Source organism: Streptomyces sp. NPDC002680 (assembly GCF_042889145.1).
In the GTDB taxonomy this organism is placed as follows: domain Bacteria; phylum Actinomycetota; class Actinomycetes; order Streptomycetales; family Streptomycetaceae; genus Streptomyces; species Streptomyces adonidis.
The window spans coordinates 143,972-161,387 of sequence record NZ_JBIAQP010000011.1; the positions used below are offsets into that span (position 1 = coordinate 143,972).

The window sequence follows — 17,416 nt, forward strand, 5'->3', positions numbered from 1 at the left end:
ATCAGCCCCGGGTCAGCTTCTTGTAGGTGGCGCGGTGCGGGCGGGCGGCGTCGGCACCGAGCCGCTCGATCTTGTTCTTCTCGTAGGACTCGAAGTTGCCCTCGAACCAGAACCACTTGGACTCGCCCTCGTAGGCGAGGATGTGCGTCGCCACCCGGTCGAGGAACCACCGGTCGTGGGAGACGACCACCGCGGCACCCGGGAACTCGAGCAGCGCGTTCTCCAGCGAGGACAGGGTCTCGACGTCGAGGTCGTTCGTCGGCTCGTCGAGGAGCAGCAGGTTGCCGCCCTGCTTGAGGGTGAGCGCGAGGTTGAGGCGGTTGCGCTCACCGCCGGAGAGGACACCGGCCGGCTTCTGCTGGTCCGGGCCCTTGAACCCGAACGCGGAGACGTAGGCGCGGGACGGCATCTCGACCTGGCCGACGTTGATGTAGTCCAGCTCGTCCGAGACGACGGCCCACAGGGTCTTCTTCGGGTCGATGTTCTCGCGGCTCTGGTCGACGTACGAGATCTTGACGGTCTCGCCGACCTTGATCGAACCGGAGTCCGGGGTCTCGAAGCCCTGGATCATCTTGAACAGGGTCGTCTTGCCGGCGCCGTTGGGACCGATGACGCCGACGATGCCGTTGCGCGGCAGCGTGAACGACAGGTCGTCGATGAGGACCTTGTCGCCGAAGGCCTTGGTGAGGTTGGTGACCTCGACGACGATCGAGCCCAGCCGCGGGCCCGGCGGGATCTGGATCTCGTCGAAGTCCAGCTTCCGCATCTTGTCCGCCTCGGCGGCCATCTCCTCGTAACGGGCGAGACGGGCCTTGGACTTGACCTGACGCCCCTTGGCGTTGGACCGCACCCACTCGAGTTCTTCCTTCAGACGCTTCGCACGCTTGGCGTCCTTCTGGCCCTCGACCTTGAGACGGGAGGCCTTGCTCTCCAGGTACGTCGAGTAGTTGCCCTCGTAGCCGATGGCGCGACCGCGGTCGAGCTCCAGGATCCAGCCGGCCACGTTGTCCAGGAAGTACCTGTCGTGGGTCACGGCGACGACGGTGCCGGGGTACTTGGCGAGGTGCTGCTCCAGCCACTGCACGGACTCGGCGTCCAGGTGGTTGGTGGGCTCGTCGAGGAGCAGCAGGTCGGGGGCCTCCAGGAGCAGCTTGCACAGCGCCACGCGGCGGCGCTCACCACCGGAGAGGTTGGTGACGGGCCAGTCGCCGGGCGGGCAGCCCAGGGCGTCCATGGCCTGCTCCAGCTGGGTGTCCAGGTCCCACGCGTTGGCGTGGTCCAGGTCCTCCTGGAGCTTGCCCATCTCGTCGAGGAGCGCGTCCGAGTAGTCGGTCGCCATGAGTTCGGCGACCTCGTTGAAGCGCCTGAGCTTGCCCATGATCTCGGCGGCGCCGTCCTGGACGTTCTGCAGGACGGTCTTGGACTCGTCGAGGGGCGGCTCCTGGAGGAGCATGCCGACCGTGTACCCGGGCGACAGGAAGGCATCGCCGTTCGACGGCTGCTCCAGGCCCGCCATGATCTTGAGAACGGTGGACTTACCGGCACCGTTCGGGCCGACCACACCGATCTTCGCGCCGGGCAGGAAGCTCAGCGTCACGTCGTCAAGGATGACCTTGTCGCCGTGTGCCTTACGCGTCTTGCGCATGGTGTAAATGAACTCAGCCAAGAGAAACCGTCCGGCAGCTTGAAATCTGGCAGTGGTGGGTTACACCCCATCTTGCCGTACGGCCACCCTTGCGGGGAAACGAGTACGTCAGCGGCCCCGGGCGCCTGGAGGGCGGGCCGGGGCCGCTGGAGTCAGTGGGTCACCGTGCGGTCACACACTGTTGAGTTGTCAAGGTGCGGTGTCGCTCGCGTTCACTCGCGGGGGCCTGTTCCGTGGGGCTCCTTCTTGCCTACGAGGAGGACCACTCCGCCGCCGATCACCAGCAGGACGATCGCTATGCCCGCGATCATCGGCGTCGCGCTGGAACCGCCGGTCTCGGCCAGGTTGACGCCCCCGGCGGTGGTGTCGTCGCCCGCCAGGGCCGGGCTGGGTTCGCTGAGCGTCTGGACCGAGTCGCCGCTCGCGGCGCCCTGGGTCTCGCAGTCGAGGACGCCCGCGAACCGCTGCTCGAAGCCGTTCGGCCCCTGGATCGTGAAGTCGTACGGCTGGTCCTCCTGCAGGGGGATCGTCACCGTGCGCGACTCCCCGGCCCCGATGGTGTGCTCGAAGCCCATCAGCTGGAAGGTGAACGCCTCGTCGCCCTTGTTGGCGGCCGTGATGTCCACACCGCTTTTGGCGCAGTTCTTCCGTGCGGACAGCGCGGGGACCGGACCCGTCGCCGCCCAGTTCGCGGTGGCCGTGGCGGAGACCGTGGACTCGCTGGAGCCGGCGAGGATCTGGGTCTGGCTCCTGCTGTCGGAGGTGAAGGCACGGCCGACCGGCACGCTGGTCGAGGCCTGGATGCTCAGGGCGGCCGAACCATCCAGCGCGTCCTCGGGCACCTCGAAGAAGACCTGGCCGCCGTCGACCGCGGACGTGACCGCCTTGCCGTCCTGGTCGACGACCCGGACCCCGCTCGTCGCGGCGTCGGCGGGCGGTATCACCGTGACGCTGTCCGCGTCGGTGTGCACTGTGACCGGTCCGAGCCGCTCGCCGGGGTGGCCGGAGACCGCGGGCGGGTCGAGGGTCAGCGAGGCCTCCGGTTCCGCGAGGTTCTCCGCGCTCTTCTCCAGGTAGTCCGCGAGCTTCTCGGCCGCCGGGTCCACCGCGTCCACGTCCGCGCCGTCCGAGTAGCGCCAGATGGCCACCTGGGTGCCCGCCGCCGCGTCCTGCTCGGTGAGGCCGGCCGCGCCCGCCCGGTCGGCCAGCGCCGCGAGGTCGTTCACCTGCGGGTAGGAGTTCTGCAGGATCCAGCGGATCCTGCCCGCGTCCTTGTTGCCGCCCAGAGATGTGCCGCTCCAGGAGGTCTCCTGGTACTTGGCGTCCTTCTGTGTCGGGTTGTGCAGGTCGACGCAGTACGTCTGCAGCATGCCGCCGTTGTCGACGGACATCTCGAACAGGCCCGCGGAGATCTGCTCGTCCCCGTCGTCCCCGTGGACCACTGCCGCGCCGTACGTCTTCAGCCCGCCTATGGTGGCGGTCGCCCCGCCCTGCTGCTGCGGAGTCCCGTCGGCGACGGCCGTACCGGCGCCGACCAGCGCACCGGTGACGGCGAGACCGGACACCATCGTCACGGCGGCGAGCCGAGCCGCCGCCGCTCGCCCGCGCCCGGACAGCGCGGAGAACGAAGAAAACACAGGATTCCCTTTCGAACAGGGCTCGTTGACGTGGGGGGTGCGGTCCCGCCAGCAGCATCAGGAGCCCCCTGAGCTATGCCCGGCATCCTAGGGACGTGGGCGGACCGCACTTCCCAGTCCGGTCATCGGATAACCGATCCGACTCGGAATCGTTATCGCCAAGATCATCCGCGTGCCGGTCAGTTCACCGATAAGCCTCAGTTCGGACGGCGCCCACACCGACCCCGGCCTGATGTCACGTCACCGCCGCCGGTTCTCGCCGCTGTTGAGCCCCTGCCCCCGCGCCGTCCTCGTCGGCCACCGGCGTCTCCCAGCTGGGTTCCGGACGGGACGGCGCCCCTGCCTCGCCCTTGAGCGGGCCCGCCGAGCGCCGGAACGCCGATGTGCCCCGCGCGAGGTCGTGGCCGATCGCCACGGCGTCGATCTCCGCCGACGTCCAGGTCTGCCCGTCGCGCACCTCCGTGCGCACCTTCAACCGGCCCTGCACGATGACCGGTTCGCCCAGCGTCAGGGACGCCCCGACGTTCGTCGCGAGCGCCCGGTTCGCCCACACCGTGAAGAAGTTGGTGTGTCCGTCCGTCCACGCGTTCTTCTCGCGGTCCAGGTAGCGCGCGGTCACCGCGACCCTGAACCTCGCCGACGCGCCCGACGCCAGATCGCGGTAGACCGGCTGCGTCGCCACGTTCCCCACCACGCACACCATCGTCTCGTTCATGCGGACCACCCCTCCCGGTCCCGGCGCACTCGCGCCGGGCGGATACCCGTACGGGCCCGTCCCGTACGGCTGCTTCCGGCACGGCGACCGCTTACGTCTCCGGTCACCGCCTCGCGTCGATCGCGTCCGTCGTGATCGCCGCGAAGCCAGAATGCATCCGCCGGGCCGAGCCCGCTGAGCGCTGTGGACTACCGGCCGGTTGTGGAAAACTCCGTCACCCGACCGAGTGATCCACTTCCCTCCCTCGCCTCACTCCTCCGGGGTTCACCTGGTTTGACCTGCTGGTTTCCATCTGGTTTCCATGCTCACCCGACCACCGCCCGAGCCCCCGTCACCCGCCCGTACTGCTCCCGCACCTCGCGGTACCGCAGCAGTTCGGCCGCCACCGGATCCAGGACCCGGGCCCTGCCGCAGCCCGCCGCCGCTTCTCGCAGCCGGCGTTCCGCCTCCAGGCCGTACCGGCGGGCAGGGCCGCGAGCCGCCAGTTTGCAGCTCCACTCCACGCCCGGGCCGCCGACGATGCCCACCGACATCAGCAGCACCGGCACGCCCAGGTTCGGCGCCATGACGCCGACGATCTGGCCCATCAGCCACAGCCCGCCGACGATCTGAAGGAGCGTCATGGATGCCTGCGCCAGTACGGCCACCGGCCACCAGCCGGGCCGGGGCGGTCGTCCCGAGGGCGTCCCTGCCCGGGCCGCCAGCTCGTCCAGCGCCTCCGGCAGGCCTTGGGAGCCGCGTACGGCCGCCTCGCGCACCGCCAGCGCCCACGGCGCGGGCAGCCCGGCCGACGCCCGCTCCGCGACCGTACGCACCGCCTGTTCGACCCGCTGGCGGGCCGTGGCCTCCTCGTCCGGCTGCGCGCGTACCGCGAAGCGGCCCGTGGAGGGTTCCCGGCGGTCCTGGTACCAGCGCCACAGCCGCAGCCACGGGGTGCCGCAGGCCCGGTTGGCGTTGCGCAGCCAGGCGCGTTCGGCGGCCTGTCCTGCGGCGGTGGCGCCCACGGCGTCGGCGAGCCGGTCGGCGAACTCGTCCCGGGCCCGTTCGCTCAGCCCGGTGCGCCGTCCGGTGGCGTACACGGGCCGCAGCTCCCAGGCGGCGGCGTCGAGGTCGGCCGAGATCCGGCGGGCCGCGGCCCCGCGTTCGCCCACGAACTGCCCGAGCGCCTCGCGCAGTTCGCCGATGCCGTCCCCGGTGAGCGCGGACAGCGCCATGACGGTGGCGCCCGGTTCGCCGTACTCCCCCAGGGCGATGCCGTCGTCGTCGAGCAGGCGCCGCAGGTCGTCGAGGACCTGGTGGGCGGCTTCCCCGGGGAGGCGGTCCACCTGGTTGAGGACGACGAACATGACCTCCGCGTGCCCGGCCATGGGCCGCAGATAGCGCTCGTGGAGCACGGCGTCCGCGTACTTCTCCGGGTCGACCACCCAGATGACCGCGTCGACGAGCGCCAGGACGCGGTCCACCTGTTCGCGGTGCTGGACTGCCGCCGAGTCGTGGTCGGGCAGGTCGACGAGGACGAGGCCGCGCAGCTGCGCCTCCGCCTCCGCGCTCTGCAGGGGGCGCCGGCGCAGCCGTCCCGGGATGCCGAGGCGGTCGAGGAGGGTGGCGGCGCCGTCGCTCCAGCTGCACGCGATGGGTGCGGCGGTGGTGGGGCGGCGTACCCCGGTCTCCGAAATGGGTACTCCGGCGAGGGTGTTGAACAGCTGGGACTTGCCGCTGCCGGTGGCGCCGGCGATGGCGACGACGGTGTGCTGTCCGGAGAGCCTGCGCCGGGCCGCCGCCTCGTCGAGGACCCGGCCGGCCTCGGCGAGGGTTCTGCTGTCGAGGCGGGTACGGGACAGCCCCACGAGTTCGCGGAGCGCGTCGAGCCGGGAGCGCAGCTGTCCGTCGTACGCCAGGGGCATCACGGGCTGGGGGGTGGCGGTGATCCGGGGCTCGACGACCGTCTCGCGCGCGGGATGGTCGGTCTCGGAGACGCGGCGGGCGATGAGTCCGTCGTCCCAGGCGCCGGAGGGCTCGGTTTCGGTGCGGGGTTCCCTGGGGGCGGAAGGTGCCTCCCTGGGGGTGTCGTTTTCGGGCGCCCCGCCGTCACCGTCCTCCTTCTTCTCCTCCTCCTTGCCCTGCGGCTCCTCTGCCTTCTCCTGCTCCCGCTCCCGCTCCTGCTCCTCGGCCTGGTCGCCGTCGGAGAGCTCCTCCTGTGGAGGCGTGTTCTCGGCCGAGGGCGGCGGGTCGGTCGGTTCGGTGGGCTCCGTGGCCCCGGTCCCCGAGGCGTCGTGGTGGTCGTGGTCAGTGACGGCGGTCACCGCGGTCACCTCTCCTTCTGCAGTACGGACAGCGCGGCGATGAGTTCGGCCTGGGGCTCCGGATGGACGTCGAGGGCGTCGAGCGGGGCGAGGCGGCGCTCGCGTTCGGTGTGCATGACCCGGTCCAGGTGGTCGGCGAGCAGCCGTCCGCCGCGGTCGCGCAGCCGCAGGGCGCCGTGGGCGCCGATGCGTTCGGCGAGGCCCTCACCGGCGGACCGGGCCCGTCGGCCGCCCAGCAGCGCGGTGGCGACGAGCGCGGCGACCGCCTCGACGTCCGGGGCGACACCGCGGTCGAGGGCGCGCAGCTCCTCCTCGGCGTACTCCTCCAGCTCGCGCCGCCACCGTCGTACGGCCATCCCGATACGGTGTTCGACGCTCTCCTGGGACGGGTCGGGGGCCGTCAGTTCCGGGGCGCCCGCGGCGGGTTCGCGGCGCCAGGCGTCGTCGACGCGTTCGTCGGCGGCGGTGACGGAGCAGAGCAGGAGGGCGCAGAGGCTCTCCACGAGGGCGTCGAGGAGTTCGCCCGCGGTGCAGTCGAGCGGGAAGGCGCGCCACCGCTTCAGCGCGTCCCCGGCGAGCACGGCACCGGCCTGCAACCGCCCCCGTACGCGCGCGTGCTCGCTGTCGTAGGCCCCGTCGACAGCCGCGGTGAGCCGCAGGGCGGCCGAGTACTGCGCGGCGGCCGCGCCCGCCAGTTCGGGCATGCGGGACTTGAGGGAGTCCAGGACGCCGTACGCCGTACGGGCCATGGCCTGTTGGCGGCTGGCCGGGTCCTGCGCCTGCTGGGTGAGCCAGGCGCGCAGCGGTGCCACCGCGGTGGCCGGAAGCAGCCCACCACCCCCGGCGGATTCGGGCAGTTCGGGCACGGTGAAGCGGGGGACGTCGCCGAGGCCGGACTTGGTGAGGAGGGCGCCGTACTGCCGGGACACCTCGGACACCACCTGGTGGGGCACCCGGTCGAGGACGGTGACGAGGGTGGCCTGGTAGTCCTTGGCGGTGCGCAGGAGGTGCCAGGGGACGGCGTCGGCGTACCGGGCGGCCGTGGTGACCATGATCCAGATGTCGGCGGCGCAGATCAGTTCGGCGGCGAGGACACGGTTGTCGGCGACCAGGGAGTCGATGTCGGGGGCGTCGAGGAGGGCGAGTCCGCGCGGCATGCTGTCGGCGGTCTCGACGCGCAGCACCCGGGACCCGTCCTCGCCGGGGAGCAGCAGATCGTCGTCGGGGTCGCGTCCCGGCTCCTGTTGGGGCACCCACACGCGCGTGAGGTCGGGCAGTACGCGCATGCCGCTGAACCAGTGATGGTCCTCGGGATGGCAGACCAGGACCGGTGTCCGGGTCGTGGGCCGCAGTACGCCGGCCTCGCTGACCCGGCGTCCCACAAGGGAGTTGACGAGGGTCGACTTCCCGGCCCCGGTGGACCCGCCCACAACGGCGAGCAAGGGCGCTTCAGGTTCCCTTAGGCGGGGCACCAAGTAGTCGTCGAGTTGCGCGAGCAGTTCGTCGCGGTTGGCACGCGCGCGTGGAGCCCCCGCCAGGGGCAGCGGGAAGCGTGCGGCGGCGACACGGTCGCGAAGGGCGGAGAGTGCGTCGAGCAGCTGAGGCCGTACGTCCAAGGTCACCACATGCGAAGAATGCCCAATTTTAGGGGAATTCTGAAGCATATGGGCATGTCTGCGCGCCGACGGAACACAAGGGACGGAAGGGATGACTGGGACGTAGGCATAGTCCAGGCATAACGAGTGCACAACACCCGATGCGCGGGACGCCAAAATCGGTGCACGATTCGTACCTGCCTGCGATTATCAGGACCGCTTCACTGAACCTCCACATTGAGCCACGGAGGCGAAGCAACCAGGACAAGGACCCGGGAGCCCTATCCTTGTCCCCGGCAACGTCAAGGACCAGCCCGCACCCGGGCCCACCCGCGACCGAGGCCACCACACCCGGCCCCCGTAGCTCAGTGGATAGAGCAGGCGCCTTCTAAGCGCTTGGCCGCAGGTTCGAGTCCTGCCGGGGGCGCACACACCCTCTCCCCCCGCGGAAACGCGCGAGGGGTTCTTTCTTGTCCGGATGCACATCACCGCGAGGGCAAGCGCCTCGACTGTCCTACCGCTCCTCGTCCAGCACCTGGGCGGCCGCGCGTGGATCCATGAGGTTGGACCAAGCCTGTTCGGCCGGGAGCAGGTCCCGCTCGGGCAGGGCGTACTCCGGATACCAGCCGTCAGCCTCGCAGCCGGGGACGTTGCGCAGGATCAGCACGGTCAGGTTCGGCGGTACGGAGCCGGTGATCCGGAGGGCGAGGTAGGTCTCGTGGCCGTCGTCCGCACGCACCTGGAGGCCAAGGGTGAAGGTGTCGAACTCGCGCGTGTGCTCACGGCCGTCGCGCAGCGTGGCGTGCGCCAGGTCCAGCAGAGTCGCCCGCAGACGGCGCACGAAGCGGACACCAGCCTCGGCGCGGTACCGGACATGGTCCTCGCGTGCGGGCAGGAGGCGAGCGGTGTACGTCGCGGTCTTCAGTCCATCGGAATGTTCCGCGTTGTAGCGAGCCCGGGCGGCGCGACCGTCTGCTTCCAGGGCCGCATAGAAGTCATCGCCCGAGCCGTCCTCGCGTCGGCCCGCCGCGACCAGCCACGGCAGGTCGGCGTCCAGCCATACCGCGCCGCGCCAGCGCTGCACCTTGACCTTGAACAGCACCTGGTCGTCCACGGACCGGATGCGTTCGTGCTTGCCGTCCTCGTCCGCGAACTGCTCGGACGCCTTGGCCAGTACCGGGTGGTCGATCTCGTCCAGCGGTGCCGTGACCGGTGGCACCGCGAGGCCCAGATCCTCACGCAGGCAGCGGAGCGTCGGGCGGGCCGGGCGCAGCGGGCCGGGTCCGCTCATTCCTCGATTCCCCCGACCGCGTCGATCTCCTCCGCGGTCAGCCCGGTCAGCAGCATCACATCCGATTTCAGCGAGCCGTCCAGCACACTGAGCGCCTCCACCATCCCGGACCGCAAATCCTCACGGCGCTGCTCCAGATATACCCGGACCGCCTCGGCCACCAGGTCTTTCTTCGTCAACCCGAGGAAATGAGCGCCCTGGCTGATCAATTTGTCCGTCGCCGGGTCCACCTTCAGCGGGGACTGGCGTACCGACTTCGCGGCCGTCGTCATCGTCAACACCTCCATGGCCATAGTACCTAAATACCTCAAGGAGTCGTGGTGCGCTACCGAGACGACCGCCTCGCCGCGGCCTTCCAGAGGGGGCAAATCGGCATTCAGGTTGAAGGGGGCTCTTATGTCGGATCATCCTTGGCGCCATGAGTCTCGCCTCATCCTTCTTGGACGTGCCCGCCACGGGCGACTACGCCTACGACTGGGCCCTGGTCGATGTGGAGACCTCGGGGCTCATGGCCCGGCGGGACCGGGTGCTGTCCGTCGCGGTGATCACGATCGGTCCGGACGGTGAGCAGACCGGTGAGTTCTCGACACTGCTCAATCCGGGGTGCGATCCGGGGCCGGTGCACGTGCACGGGCTGACCGTCGAGCGGCTGCGGGACGCGCCGACCTTCGACCAGGTCGCCGGGCGGATCGGCGCGATGCTCCAGGACCGGATCCTCGTCGCCCACAACGCCCAGTTCGACTACGACTTCCTGGCCAGCGAGTTCGCCCGTGCGCGGCTGTGGCTGCCGGTGTCGCAGCGGCTGTGCACCCTGGCTCTGAATCGGCAAGTGGATCCGCCGACGGACGACATGAAGCTCGGCACCCTCGCCGCCCACTACGGCGTCCCCCAGCAGCGTGCGCACGATGCACTGGACGACACCCGGGTGCTCGCCGGAATCCTGCGAGCGACCCTGCGCGAGGCAGCGCGGCTCGACCTGCCCCTGCCGCTGGTGAGCTGCCCGCCACGGGCGGAATCGCAGTTCACCCCGAAGCCGCCGAAGACGCCCTGCGCCTACCGCAATCCGGGACGGCTGACTCCCGACGGGCCGCTCCGGCAAGGGATGAAGGTCGCGATCACCGGGGAGACCGCCCATGCCCGGGCGGAGCTGGTCGGGCGGGCGGTTGCCGCCGGACTGAACATGGTGACCTCCGTCAGCCGGCACACCAGCGTGCTGGTCACCAACGAACCGGCGTCCGGTTCGGCAAAGGCCCGACGGGCACTGGCCGAAGGCGTGCCGGTCATCGACGAGCTCACCTTCCTGGGGCTGCTGGCCGCCGTAGAGCCGGGGACAGCGCATGAGGCGACAACCGTCAAGATCGCCCCGGTGGCTGAGCCCGAAGCAGAACCAGTCGTCGGGCCCATGGAGCCGGTGTCCGCCACAAGTTCTGGCACCCCTGTCCCTGAAACAGCGGCCCTTCCCACGAGCGCCCCTGGCGTGTCCGTACCCACTCCGCGCCAACCGGAGCCCTCAACCCGCACCTTGGCCAAGCCACTGGCGGTGCGTCGCGTGCTGGTGCTCGGTGGTGCACATGCCGATGCCGCGGCGGCTCGTACCCGTGTCGTCGAGCTCGGCGGGTCCGCGGCGGTCAATCTGTCCGCCAGTGTCACCGACGTCGTGCTCCTACCGGGAGGGGAGGGTGACCGGCGCATGGGTCGCATCACCGCCCTTGGGCTCCCCGTGCACGACCTCCACTGGCTCACCGCTCCGACCGCCACGGACCAGGGCGTGTCGGCTCCTCCCCGCCCCTGGGAGCCGCACGTGATGCCGAGGGGCGGCGTCATCGACCTGCCCATGCCGCACGGCAGACCCGCGCCGGAGTGGCATGTCACCGTCGGCTGGGCCCCGCGGTCCGACTGCGAGATCGATGTCGTCGCCTTCATCCTCGACGAGGACGAACAGGTCACCTTCGACGAGGACTTCATCTTCTACGGAGCTCCGGAGAGCCCCGCGGGGACGGTACGGCTACTGACCGGCGGCCCCGCCGAACAGACCATCGCCCTCGACCTGGCATCTCTGCCGCCCGCGACCCGCAAGGTCGTCGTCGCCGCGGCCATCGACGGCATCGTCACCTTCGGAACGGTCGGCGCGATCCAGATCGGCGCCGCCCCCGGCGACAGCGGGGCACCTCTCGCCCGGGCCACCCTGGACGCTGCCACCACCGAACGCACCATGCTGCTCGCGGAGATCTACCGCAGGGGCCCGGTCTGGCGTATGCGTGCCGTCGGCCAGGGCTACGACCACGACCTCGACACCCTCGCACGCGGATACGGGGTCGCCATCGCCGACTGAACGACGGTGGCCGGAGGCGGAGTTCTGTGGATCCCCTGGATCAGGCCCGGCGGGCAGTCGATGCGGGCCTTCGGTGCGCTGCAGAACAGGTGTCGTGGACGGTCAGGGGAGGGCACGCGGTGCGGGCGGAAGGTCGGTCGAGCACGTGCGCCGGGAGGTGTGGGTGCGCAGCGGGGGCAGATGCGCAAACCTGTTGAGTCGCCACGCAGACGGCAGCCGCGGCCGACGCCCGCGACCGCCAACACTCAGCAGTGAACTCTCTCCAGGACTCGCCTATGGCCGGGGCTCGCCCGCGCCGATTTCGTGCAGCGCATGAACCGCAGTGAGTGATGCCCTGCGGGCGCAGCCTGCGGAAACCTGGTTGTCTCGGTGGGCGCCCTCACCATGAGGGCCAGTACGGCCTCTGCTTCCCGAGAACGTTGGAAATTCGCCCGCCAGTCCCACGGCTCCGCTCATCCGCACAGGTCAGAAGCTCGCAGACTCATTCCAGCCCGCCACAAGATCTCTCGCGGCGGGCTTTTCGCTGTCTCCGGGCGCCTCGGTCAGCGGGGGAGGTCCTCCGGGAGGAGCATGCGGAGGTCGTCCAGGCCGGGGGCCGGGAGGGCGCCTATGCGGCCGGCCTGGCGGGTCATCATCGTTTCCAGGATCTGGCGGGCCGTGCGGGCGTTGCCGAAGGAGCGGTCGCGGGGCAGGGCGTCCACGTAGGTGCGGAGGTCGGTGAGGGCTTCGGGGGTGCAGTCGTAGCCGTAGCCGGTGGCGGTGCGGGCGAGGATGTCGAGGAGTTCGTCCGTGGTGTAGTTCTCGAAGTGCACCGTTCGGGAGAAGCGGGAGGCCAGGCCCGGGTTCGAGGCCAGGAAGCGGGCCATTTCGTGGGTGTAGCCGGCGGCTATGACCACGACCTCGTCCCTGTGGTCCTCCATCAGCTTCAGGAGGGTGTCGACCGCCTCCCGGCCGAAGTCGGAGCCCGCGCCCTCGGGCGTGAGCGTGTACGCCTCGTCGATGAACAGCACGCCGCCCATCGCCTGTTCGAACGCGTCCTTGGTGAGCTGCGCCGTGTGGCCCACGTAGCGGCCCACCAGGTCGGCGCGGGCGACCTCGACGAGCTGGCCCTTGGGCAGGACGCCGAGGGAGCGCAGCAGGTCCGCGTAGAGGCGGGCGACGGTGGTCTTGCCGGTGCCGGGCGGGCCGGAGAAGATCAGGTGCTGGCTGATCTTGGGGGTCGGGAGGCCTGCCGCCTGGCGTTGGCGGGTGGCCGTCAGCAGGTTGACCAGGGCCGTCACCTCGTTCTTGACGGCGGTCAGGCCGACCATGGCGTGCAGGTCGGCGAGGAGTTCCTCGGCGCCGGGGCCGCCGTCGGCCTTGGCGGCGGAGTCGTCGGCGACGTCCTCGGGCAGCAGCAGGGTCAGGTCGCTCTCGGCCGGGTTGGGCATGGTGCTGAGGCGGTGCGCCTGGCGGTCGATCATCTCCTCGAACACCTTGCGGGCGGCGCGGCCGTTGCCGAACGTGGCGTCACGCGGCATGCGTTCGTAGTGCCGGGCGAGCGCGTCCAGGGTGCTGGGGTCCAGTTCGTAGCGGTGGCCCGCGCACATGTTCTCGGTGATGGTGACCAGTTCCTCGACCGAGTAGTTGGCGAACTCCACGGTCCGGGTGAAGCGGGAGGCCAGGCCCGGGTTGGAGCTGAGGAACGCGCCCATTTCGTCCGTGTAGCCGGCGGCTATGACCACGACCTCGTCCCTGTGGTCCTCCATCAGCTTCAGCAGCGTGTCGACCGCCTCCCGGCCGAAGTCGACGCCGGAGCCCTTGCCGTCGGACAGCAGGGTGTACGCCTCGTCGACGAACAGCACCCCGCCGAGGGCGTCGTTGAACGCCTCCATGGTCTTGATCGCCGTACCGCCGATGACCTGGGCGACGAGGTCGGCGCGGGAGACCTCGACGAGGTGTCCGGAGCGCAGCACGCCCAGTTCGGCGAGGATGCCGCCGTAGAGGCGGGCCACGGTGGTCTTGCCGGTGCCGGGCGGGCCCGAGAAGACCAGGTGGCGGCTCATCGGCGGGACGGGCATGCCGAGTTGGGCGCGGCGCTGGGCGAGCTGGTTGACGTTGACGAGGGTCCGTACCTGGTGCTTGACGTCGGCGAGGCCGACCAGGGACTCCAGTTCGGCCAGCGGGCCTTCGGGGGTCTTGCCGCCCTTCTCGCCGTTCGCCGAGGCCGACGCCGCGTCGGGGGCGATTGTGTCGCCCCAGGCGTCCGGTGCCGCGTTGCCCGCGCTGTTCAGGTCCTCGACGGTGAGCCGCTCGCTCGCGCGGGACTGCTTGAGGCCCGCGCCGCGGTTGTCGCGTACGGTGCAGCCGGTCACGGTGACCGGCTCGGAGCTGTCGACGCGGATGCCGTCGCCGACGCTGCCGGTGATCTGGGAGCCGGTGAGGGTGGCCCGGGCGCCGTTGGACACCAGTACGCCGTGTGCGCCGCAGTCCATGACGTGGGTGCGCAGCAGGGACAGTTGGCCGTCCTTCTCGACGACGACGCCGGAGGCCCTGCCGGACTCCATCCGGCAGTCCCGGAGGGTGCCGTTGCCCTCCGGGCCGACGGAGACGGTGTTGTCGGTGGCCTCGCGCATGACCGTGTCGCGGACTTCGGGTCTGCCGCCGGAGGCGATGCGGAGTGCGGCGCCGCCCGCGCGGTCGATCTCGCAGTTCTCCAGGCGCCCGCGCCCGTCCTCGACGACCTCGATGCCGTGGCCGCCGGGGTCGCTGATCCGGGCGCGGAACACCAGTGGGTTGGCGCCGGTACGGATACGGATGCCGACGGCGGCGGCGTCCGAGACGACCAGTCCGTCGAACTCCGGCGACGACTCGTCCTCCAGCAGGACGGCGCAGTTCTTGTCGGCGCAGTCGCGTACGGCCGTGCCGATGAGGGTGGGGGCGCTGGATCCGATCACGCGGATCGCGGGCGCGGCGGCGTTGTCGAACTCGCAGTCCCTGAAGGTGCCCCGGGAGCGTTCGGTGACGGCGAGGCCGCTGCCCTTGGTGCGTGCGGTGCGGCAGCGCAGCAGTTCGGGGTCGGCGTTGTCGGCGAGCATGATGCCGGGGCCGGAGGTGTCGAGGACGGCGACCTGCTCCAGGACCGGGCGGGAGCTGCTGGTGATGTAGACGCCGACCGAGGTGTCGTGGACCGTGGTGCGGGTGATCCGGGTGGAGCTGCTGCCCTCCAGGGCGATGGCGGGCTTGTCGGTGGCGGAGATGTCGCAGTCCTCGACCAGGCCCTGTGCGGTGCCGCTGGCCAGGACGCCGTTGGCGCGGGCGTCCCGCAGCCGGCAATCGCGCACGGTCGTACGGGCGTCCTCGCCGATGACGACGGAGGACGTGCCGGTGTTCTCGATGAGGCAGCCCTCGACGATGCTGCCGGTGGACGCGGCGTCCACGACTCCGGCGCCCTTGGGGTTGCTGATCCGGCAGTCGCGCATGGCCAGGGAGCCGGATTCGCGGGCCAGTACGGCGGTCCAGCCCGAGCCGACGACCGTGCAGCCGTCCATGGCGACCTGGCCGCGCGGTGCGTCGACCACCGGGAGGTCCTCGCTGCCGCCGCGCAGGGTCAGGTCGGTGAGCATGACCGCGTCGGCGACGAGGACGACCGCGGTGCCCCGGCGCGGGCAGATCTCGACGCTGCCCGGCTCGCCGTCGGCGACGATGGTGACGCGGGTCCGGACGGTCAGGTTCTCGGCGTAGCGACCGGGCTGGACCCGGATCACCGCTCCGGTGCGTGCCTTCTCCAGGGCCTCACCGATCGTCCGGAAGCTGTCCGGTTGGTCCGAGCTGACCCTGAGCAACTGCCGTGACACGCGTCGATCCTCCTCGTTGTGGTGCCGCCGCCGCGCGTCTCCCTTCCGGGTACGGTCGTACGGACGTGCGCACGCGTGCAGGCTACGGGACCGGGGCCGCCATCTTCCAGGAGCGTCAAGGGAGTTCACGTCGTGACCCCGTCCGCCTCGCCGTCAGCTCCGGCACCTAGGATCGCGCCATGCGTGCTGCTCGTACTCAGCGCTTCCGTGGGCCGACGGTTGCCGCCGCCCTGCTCGTGGCCTCGTCGGCCGCCGTTCCCGCGGCCGCCGACTCCGTGGGGCTGCCCGCCGTACGGTCCGTGCTGGGGGCGGACGAGCCCTGCGTCGCGGCTTCCGCCGAACATGCCAGTGGGCAGCCCTGGGCGCTGGCGGCGCTGGGGAACACCCGGTCCCTGACGCTCTCCCAGGGCGCGGGGGTCACGGTCGCGGTGGTGGACACCGGGGTGGGTACGGGCGTCCCCGGGCTGTCCGGGCGGGTGACCGCGCTCGGGGGCGCGGGCGTGGACTGTGTGGGGCACGGTACGTTCGCGGCGGGTCTGATCGCGGCGGCGGGTACGGCGGACGGGGGCGCCGCCGGGCTGGCGCCGCGGGCCCGGATCCTGGCCGTACGGGGCACGGACGAGCGCGGCAACGCCTCGGTGGCCCGGGTCGCCGCGGGGATACGGGAGGCCGCGGACGCCGGTGCCTCGGTCGTCTACGTCGGGGTGGCGCTCGCGGGCGGCAAGTCGGAGCTGACGAGCGCGGTCGCGTACGCGAGCGGCAAGGACGCCCTGGTCGTCGCGCCGCTCGCCCCCGACGCGCTGCCCAAGGACTCGGCCACGGGGGACCTGGTGGCCCCGGAGCCCTGGTACTGGCCCGCCGCGGCACCCGGCGTACTGGCCGTGACCGACTACGGCCCCGACGGCGGCCGTCCGGACAACGCGCCGTCGATCTCCGGCGCGGACCTCGCCGCCCCCGGCGACGCCGTGGTCGGCATCGGGCCCCGGGGGGACGGACACTTCATCGGCTCAGGCGCCTCGCTCGCCGCCGCACACACTGCGGGGGCGGCGGCGCTGGTGCGATCACGCCACCCGGAGATGTCGGCGACGCAGGTCTCCCGCCAACTGACGGAGGCCGCGTACCCGGCCGCACCGCCCCGCCTGGACCCGTACGCGGCGCTCACGGCCGTACTGGCGGAGACGCCGGGCGCGACACCCCGGCCCGCAAAGGCCGTGGTCCCGGCGGCGGTGTCGGCCGAGCCACGCCGACGGGCGCTGGTCGTGGCGGCGGCGGGAGCGGGGGTACTGCTGCTGGTGGCGGCCTTGGCGGTGATCGTTCCGCGGGGGCGGGCCCGGGGCTGGCGCCCGGCGGGCTGACCTGCTGAGGCCTTCGGTTCCCGGTGGGTGGAGGCGGCGGGAGCGGGGGCGCCACCACTGACGGCCACCCTGGCGGTGGTCGTCCCGCGGGGGCGGGCCCGGGCCGATGGCCCGCCGGCTGACCCACCCAAGCCTTCGGCCCCGTCAGACGGGGGCGGCGGGAACGGGGGCGCTGCTGGCAGCCACCCAGGCGGTGATCGCTCCACGGAGGCAGGCCCGGGGCCGGCGGCCCGCTGGCTGACCCGCCCAAGCCTTCAGGCCCGTCGGACGGGGGCGGCGGGGACAGGGGTTCTACTGGCAGCCACCCTGGCGGTGGTCGTCCCACGGAGGCGGGACCGGCGCCCGGCCGACTGACCCGCTGAGGCCTTGGGCCCCGGCCGGACGGGGCGGTCGTCATAGCCCCCGTCGGCCGGATCACCGCGCCCTTCGGCCCCGCCGGACAGGGGCGGCCGGGGAACGGGGGCGCTGCTGGCAGCCACCCTGGCGGTGGTCGCTCCACGGACGCAGGCCCCGCCCAGGATTTCGGCCCCCGCCGGACGGGGGCGGTCGTCACCGTCCCCACCGGCCGGATCACCGCGCCCTTCGGCCCCGCCGGACGGGGGCGGTCGTCACCGTCCCCACCGGCCGGATCACCGCGCCCTTCGGCCCCGCCGGACCGGGGCCGCGCGGTCACCGGGAGTTGCGTGGACCGCCCATGCCGTGCCCGA

10 protein-coding genes and 1 tRNA gene are annotated in these 17,416 nt (G+C 71.6%); 3 read left to right on the forward strand and 8 right to left on the reverse strand.

Annotation, left to right across the window (positions count from 1 at the left end; translation table 11 throughout):
* Position 1: 1 nt before the first annotated feature.
* The 5 genes from ettA to ACFYXF_RS28235 form a co-directional block, all read right to left on the reverse strand.
* Positions 2-1,666, reverse strand: coding sequence for an energy-dependent translational throttle protein EttA (ettA, locus tag ACFYXF_RS28215; protein ID WP_389353539.1), 1,665 nt, complete (start codon positions 1,664-1,666; stop codon positions 2-4).
* 191 nt (positions 1,667-1,857) lie between these two features.
* The gene (locus ACFYXF_RS28220; protein ID WP_389353540.1) at positions 1,858-3,282 is read right to left on the reverse strand and encodes a Cys-Gln thioester bond-forming surface protein; all 1,425 of its coding nucleotides are present in this window, start codon (positions 3,280-3,282) and stop codon (positions 1,858-1,860) included.
* Between the two features lie 235 nt (positions 3,283-3,517).
* Entirely contained in the window at positions 3,518-3,997 is a 480-nt protein-coding gene (locus ACFYXF_RS28225; RefSeq protein ID WP_389353542.1) for a single-stranded DNA-binding protein, read from the reverse strand.
* Between the two features lie 305 nt (positions 3,998-4,302).
* A complete protein-coding gene (locus ACFYXF_RS28230; RefSeq protein ID WP_389353543.1) occupies positions 4,303-6,300 on the reverse strand; it encodes a GTPase in 1,998 nt (665 codons plus the stop codon).
* A 5-nt stretch (positions 6,301-6,305) separates the two neighbouring features.
* Positions 6,306-7,925, reverse strand: coding sequence for a dynamin family protein (locus tag ACFYXF_RS28235; protein ID WP_389353545.1), 1,620 nt, complete (start codon positions 7,923-7,925; stop codon positions 6,306-6,308).
* A gap of 324 nt (positions 7,926-8,249) precedes the next feature.
* Here ACFYXF_RS28235 and ACFYXF_RS28240 point away from each other — a divergent pair.
* Positions 8,250-8,322, forward strand: a tRNA-Arg gene (locus ACFYXF_RS28240).
* Positions 8,323-8,409: 87 nt separating this feature from the next.
* On the opposite strand, the gene ACFYXF_RS28245 is transcribed toward ACFYXF_RS28240, so the two are convergent.
* Positions 8,410-9,186 (reverse strand): hypothetical protein, encoded by a 777-nt coding sequence (locus ACFYXF_RS28245; protein ID WP_389353547.1) that lies wholly within the window; start codon positions 9,184-9,186, stop codon positions 8,410-8,412.
* Positions 9,183-9,479 carry a hypothetical protein gene (locus tag ACFYXF_RS28250; protein WP_389353548.1) on the reverse strand — a complete coding sequence of 99 codons (297 nt, stop codon included), beginning with the start codon at positions 9,477-9,479 and terminating at the stop codon, positions 9,183-9,185. Before ACFYXF_RS28250 ends, ACFYXF_RS28245 begins: the two co-directional genes overlap by 4 nt.
* 125 nt (positions 9,480-9,604) lie before the next feature.
* Between ACFYXF_RS28250 and ACFYXF_RS28255 the strand changes: the two genes are divergently transcribed.
* Positions 9,605-11,518, forward strand: a complete 1,914-nt coding sequence (locus tag ACFYXF_RS28255; protein ID WP_389353550.1) for a TerD family protein — start codon at positions 9,605-9,607, stop codon at positions 11,516-11,518.
* Positions 11,519-12,060: 542 nt separating this feature from the next.
* Here the strand turns inward: ACFYXF_RS28255 and ACFYXF_RS28260 are convergent.
* Positions 12,061-15,354, reverse strand: a complete 3,294-nt coding sequence (locus tag ACFYXF_RS28260; protein ID WP_389353552.1) for a right-handed parallel beta-helix repeat-containing protein — start codon at positions 15,352-15,354, stop codon at positions 12,061-12,063.
* A 179-nt stretch (positions 15,355-15,533) separates the two neighbouring features.
* Between ACFYXF_RS28260 and ACFYXF_RS28265 the strand changes: the two genes are divergently transcribed.
* Positions 15,534-16,709 carry a S8 family serine peptidase gene (locus ACFYXF_RS28265; RefSeq protein WP_389353554.1) on the forward strand — a complete coding sequence of 392 codons (1,176 nt, stop codon included), beginning with the start codon at positions 15,534-15,536 and terminating at the stop codon, positions 16,707-16,709.
* Positions 16,710-17,416 lie beyond the last annotated feature (707 nt).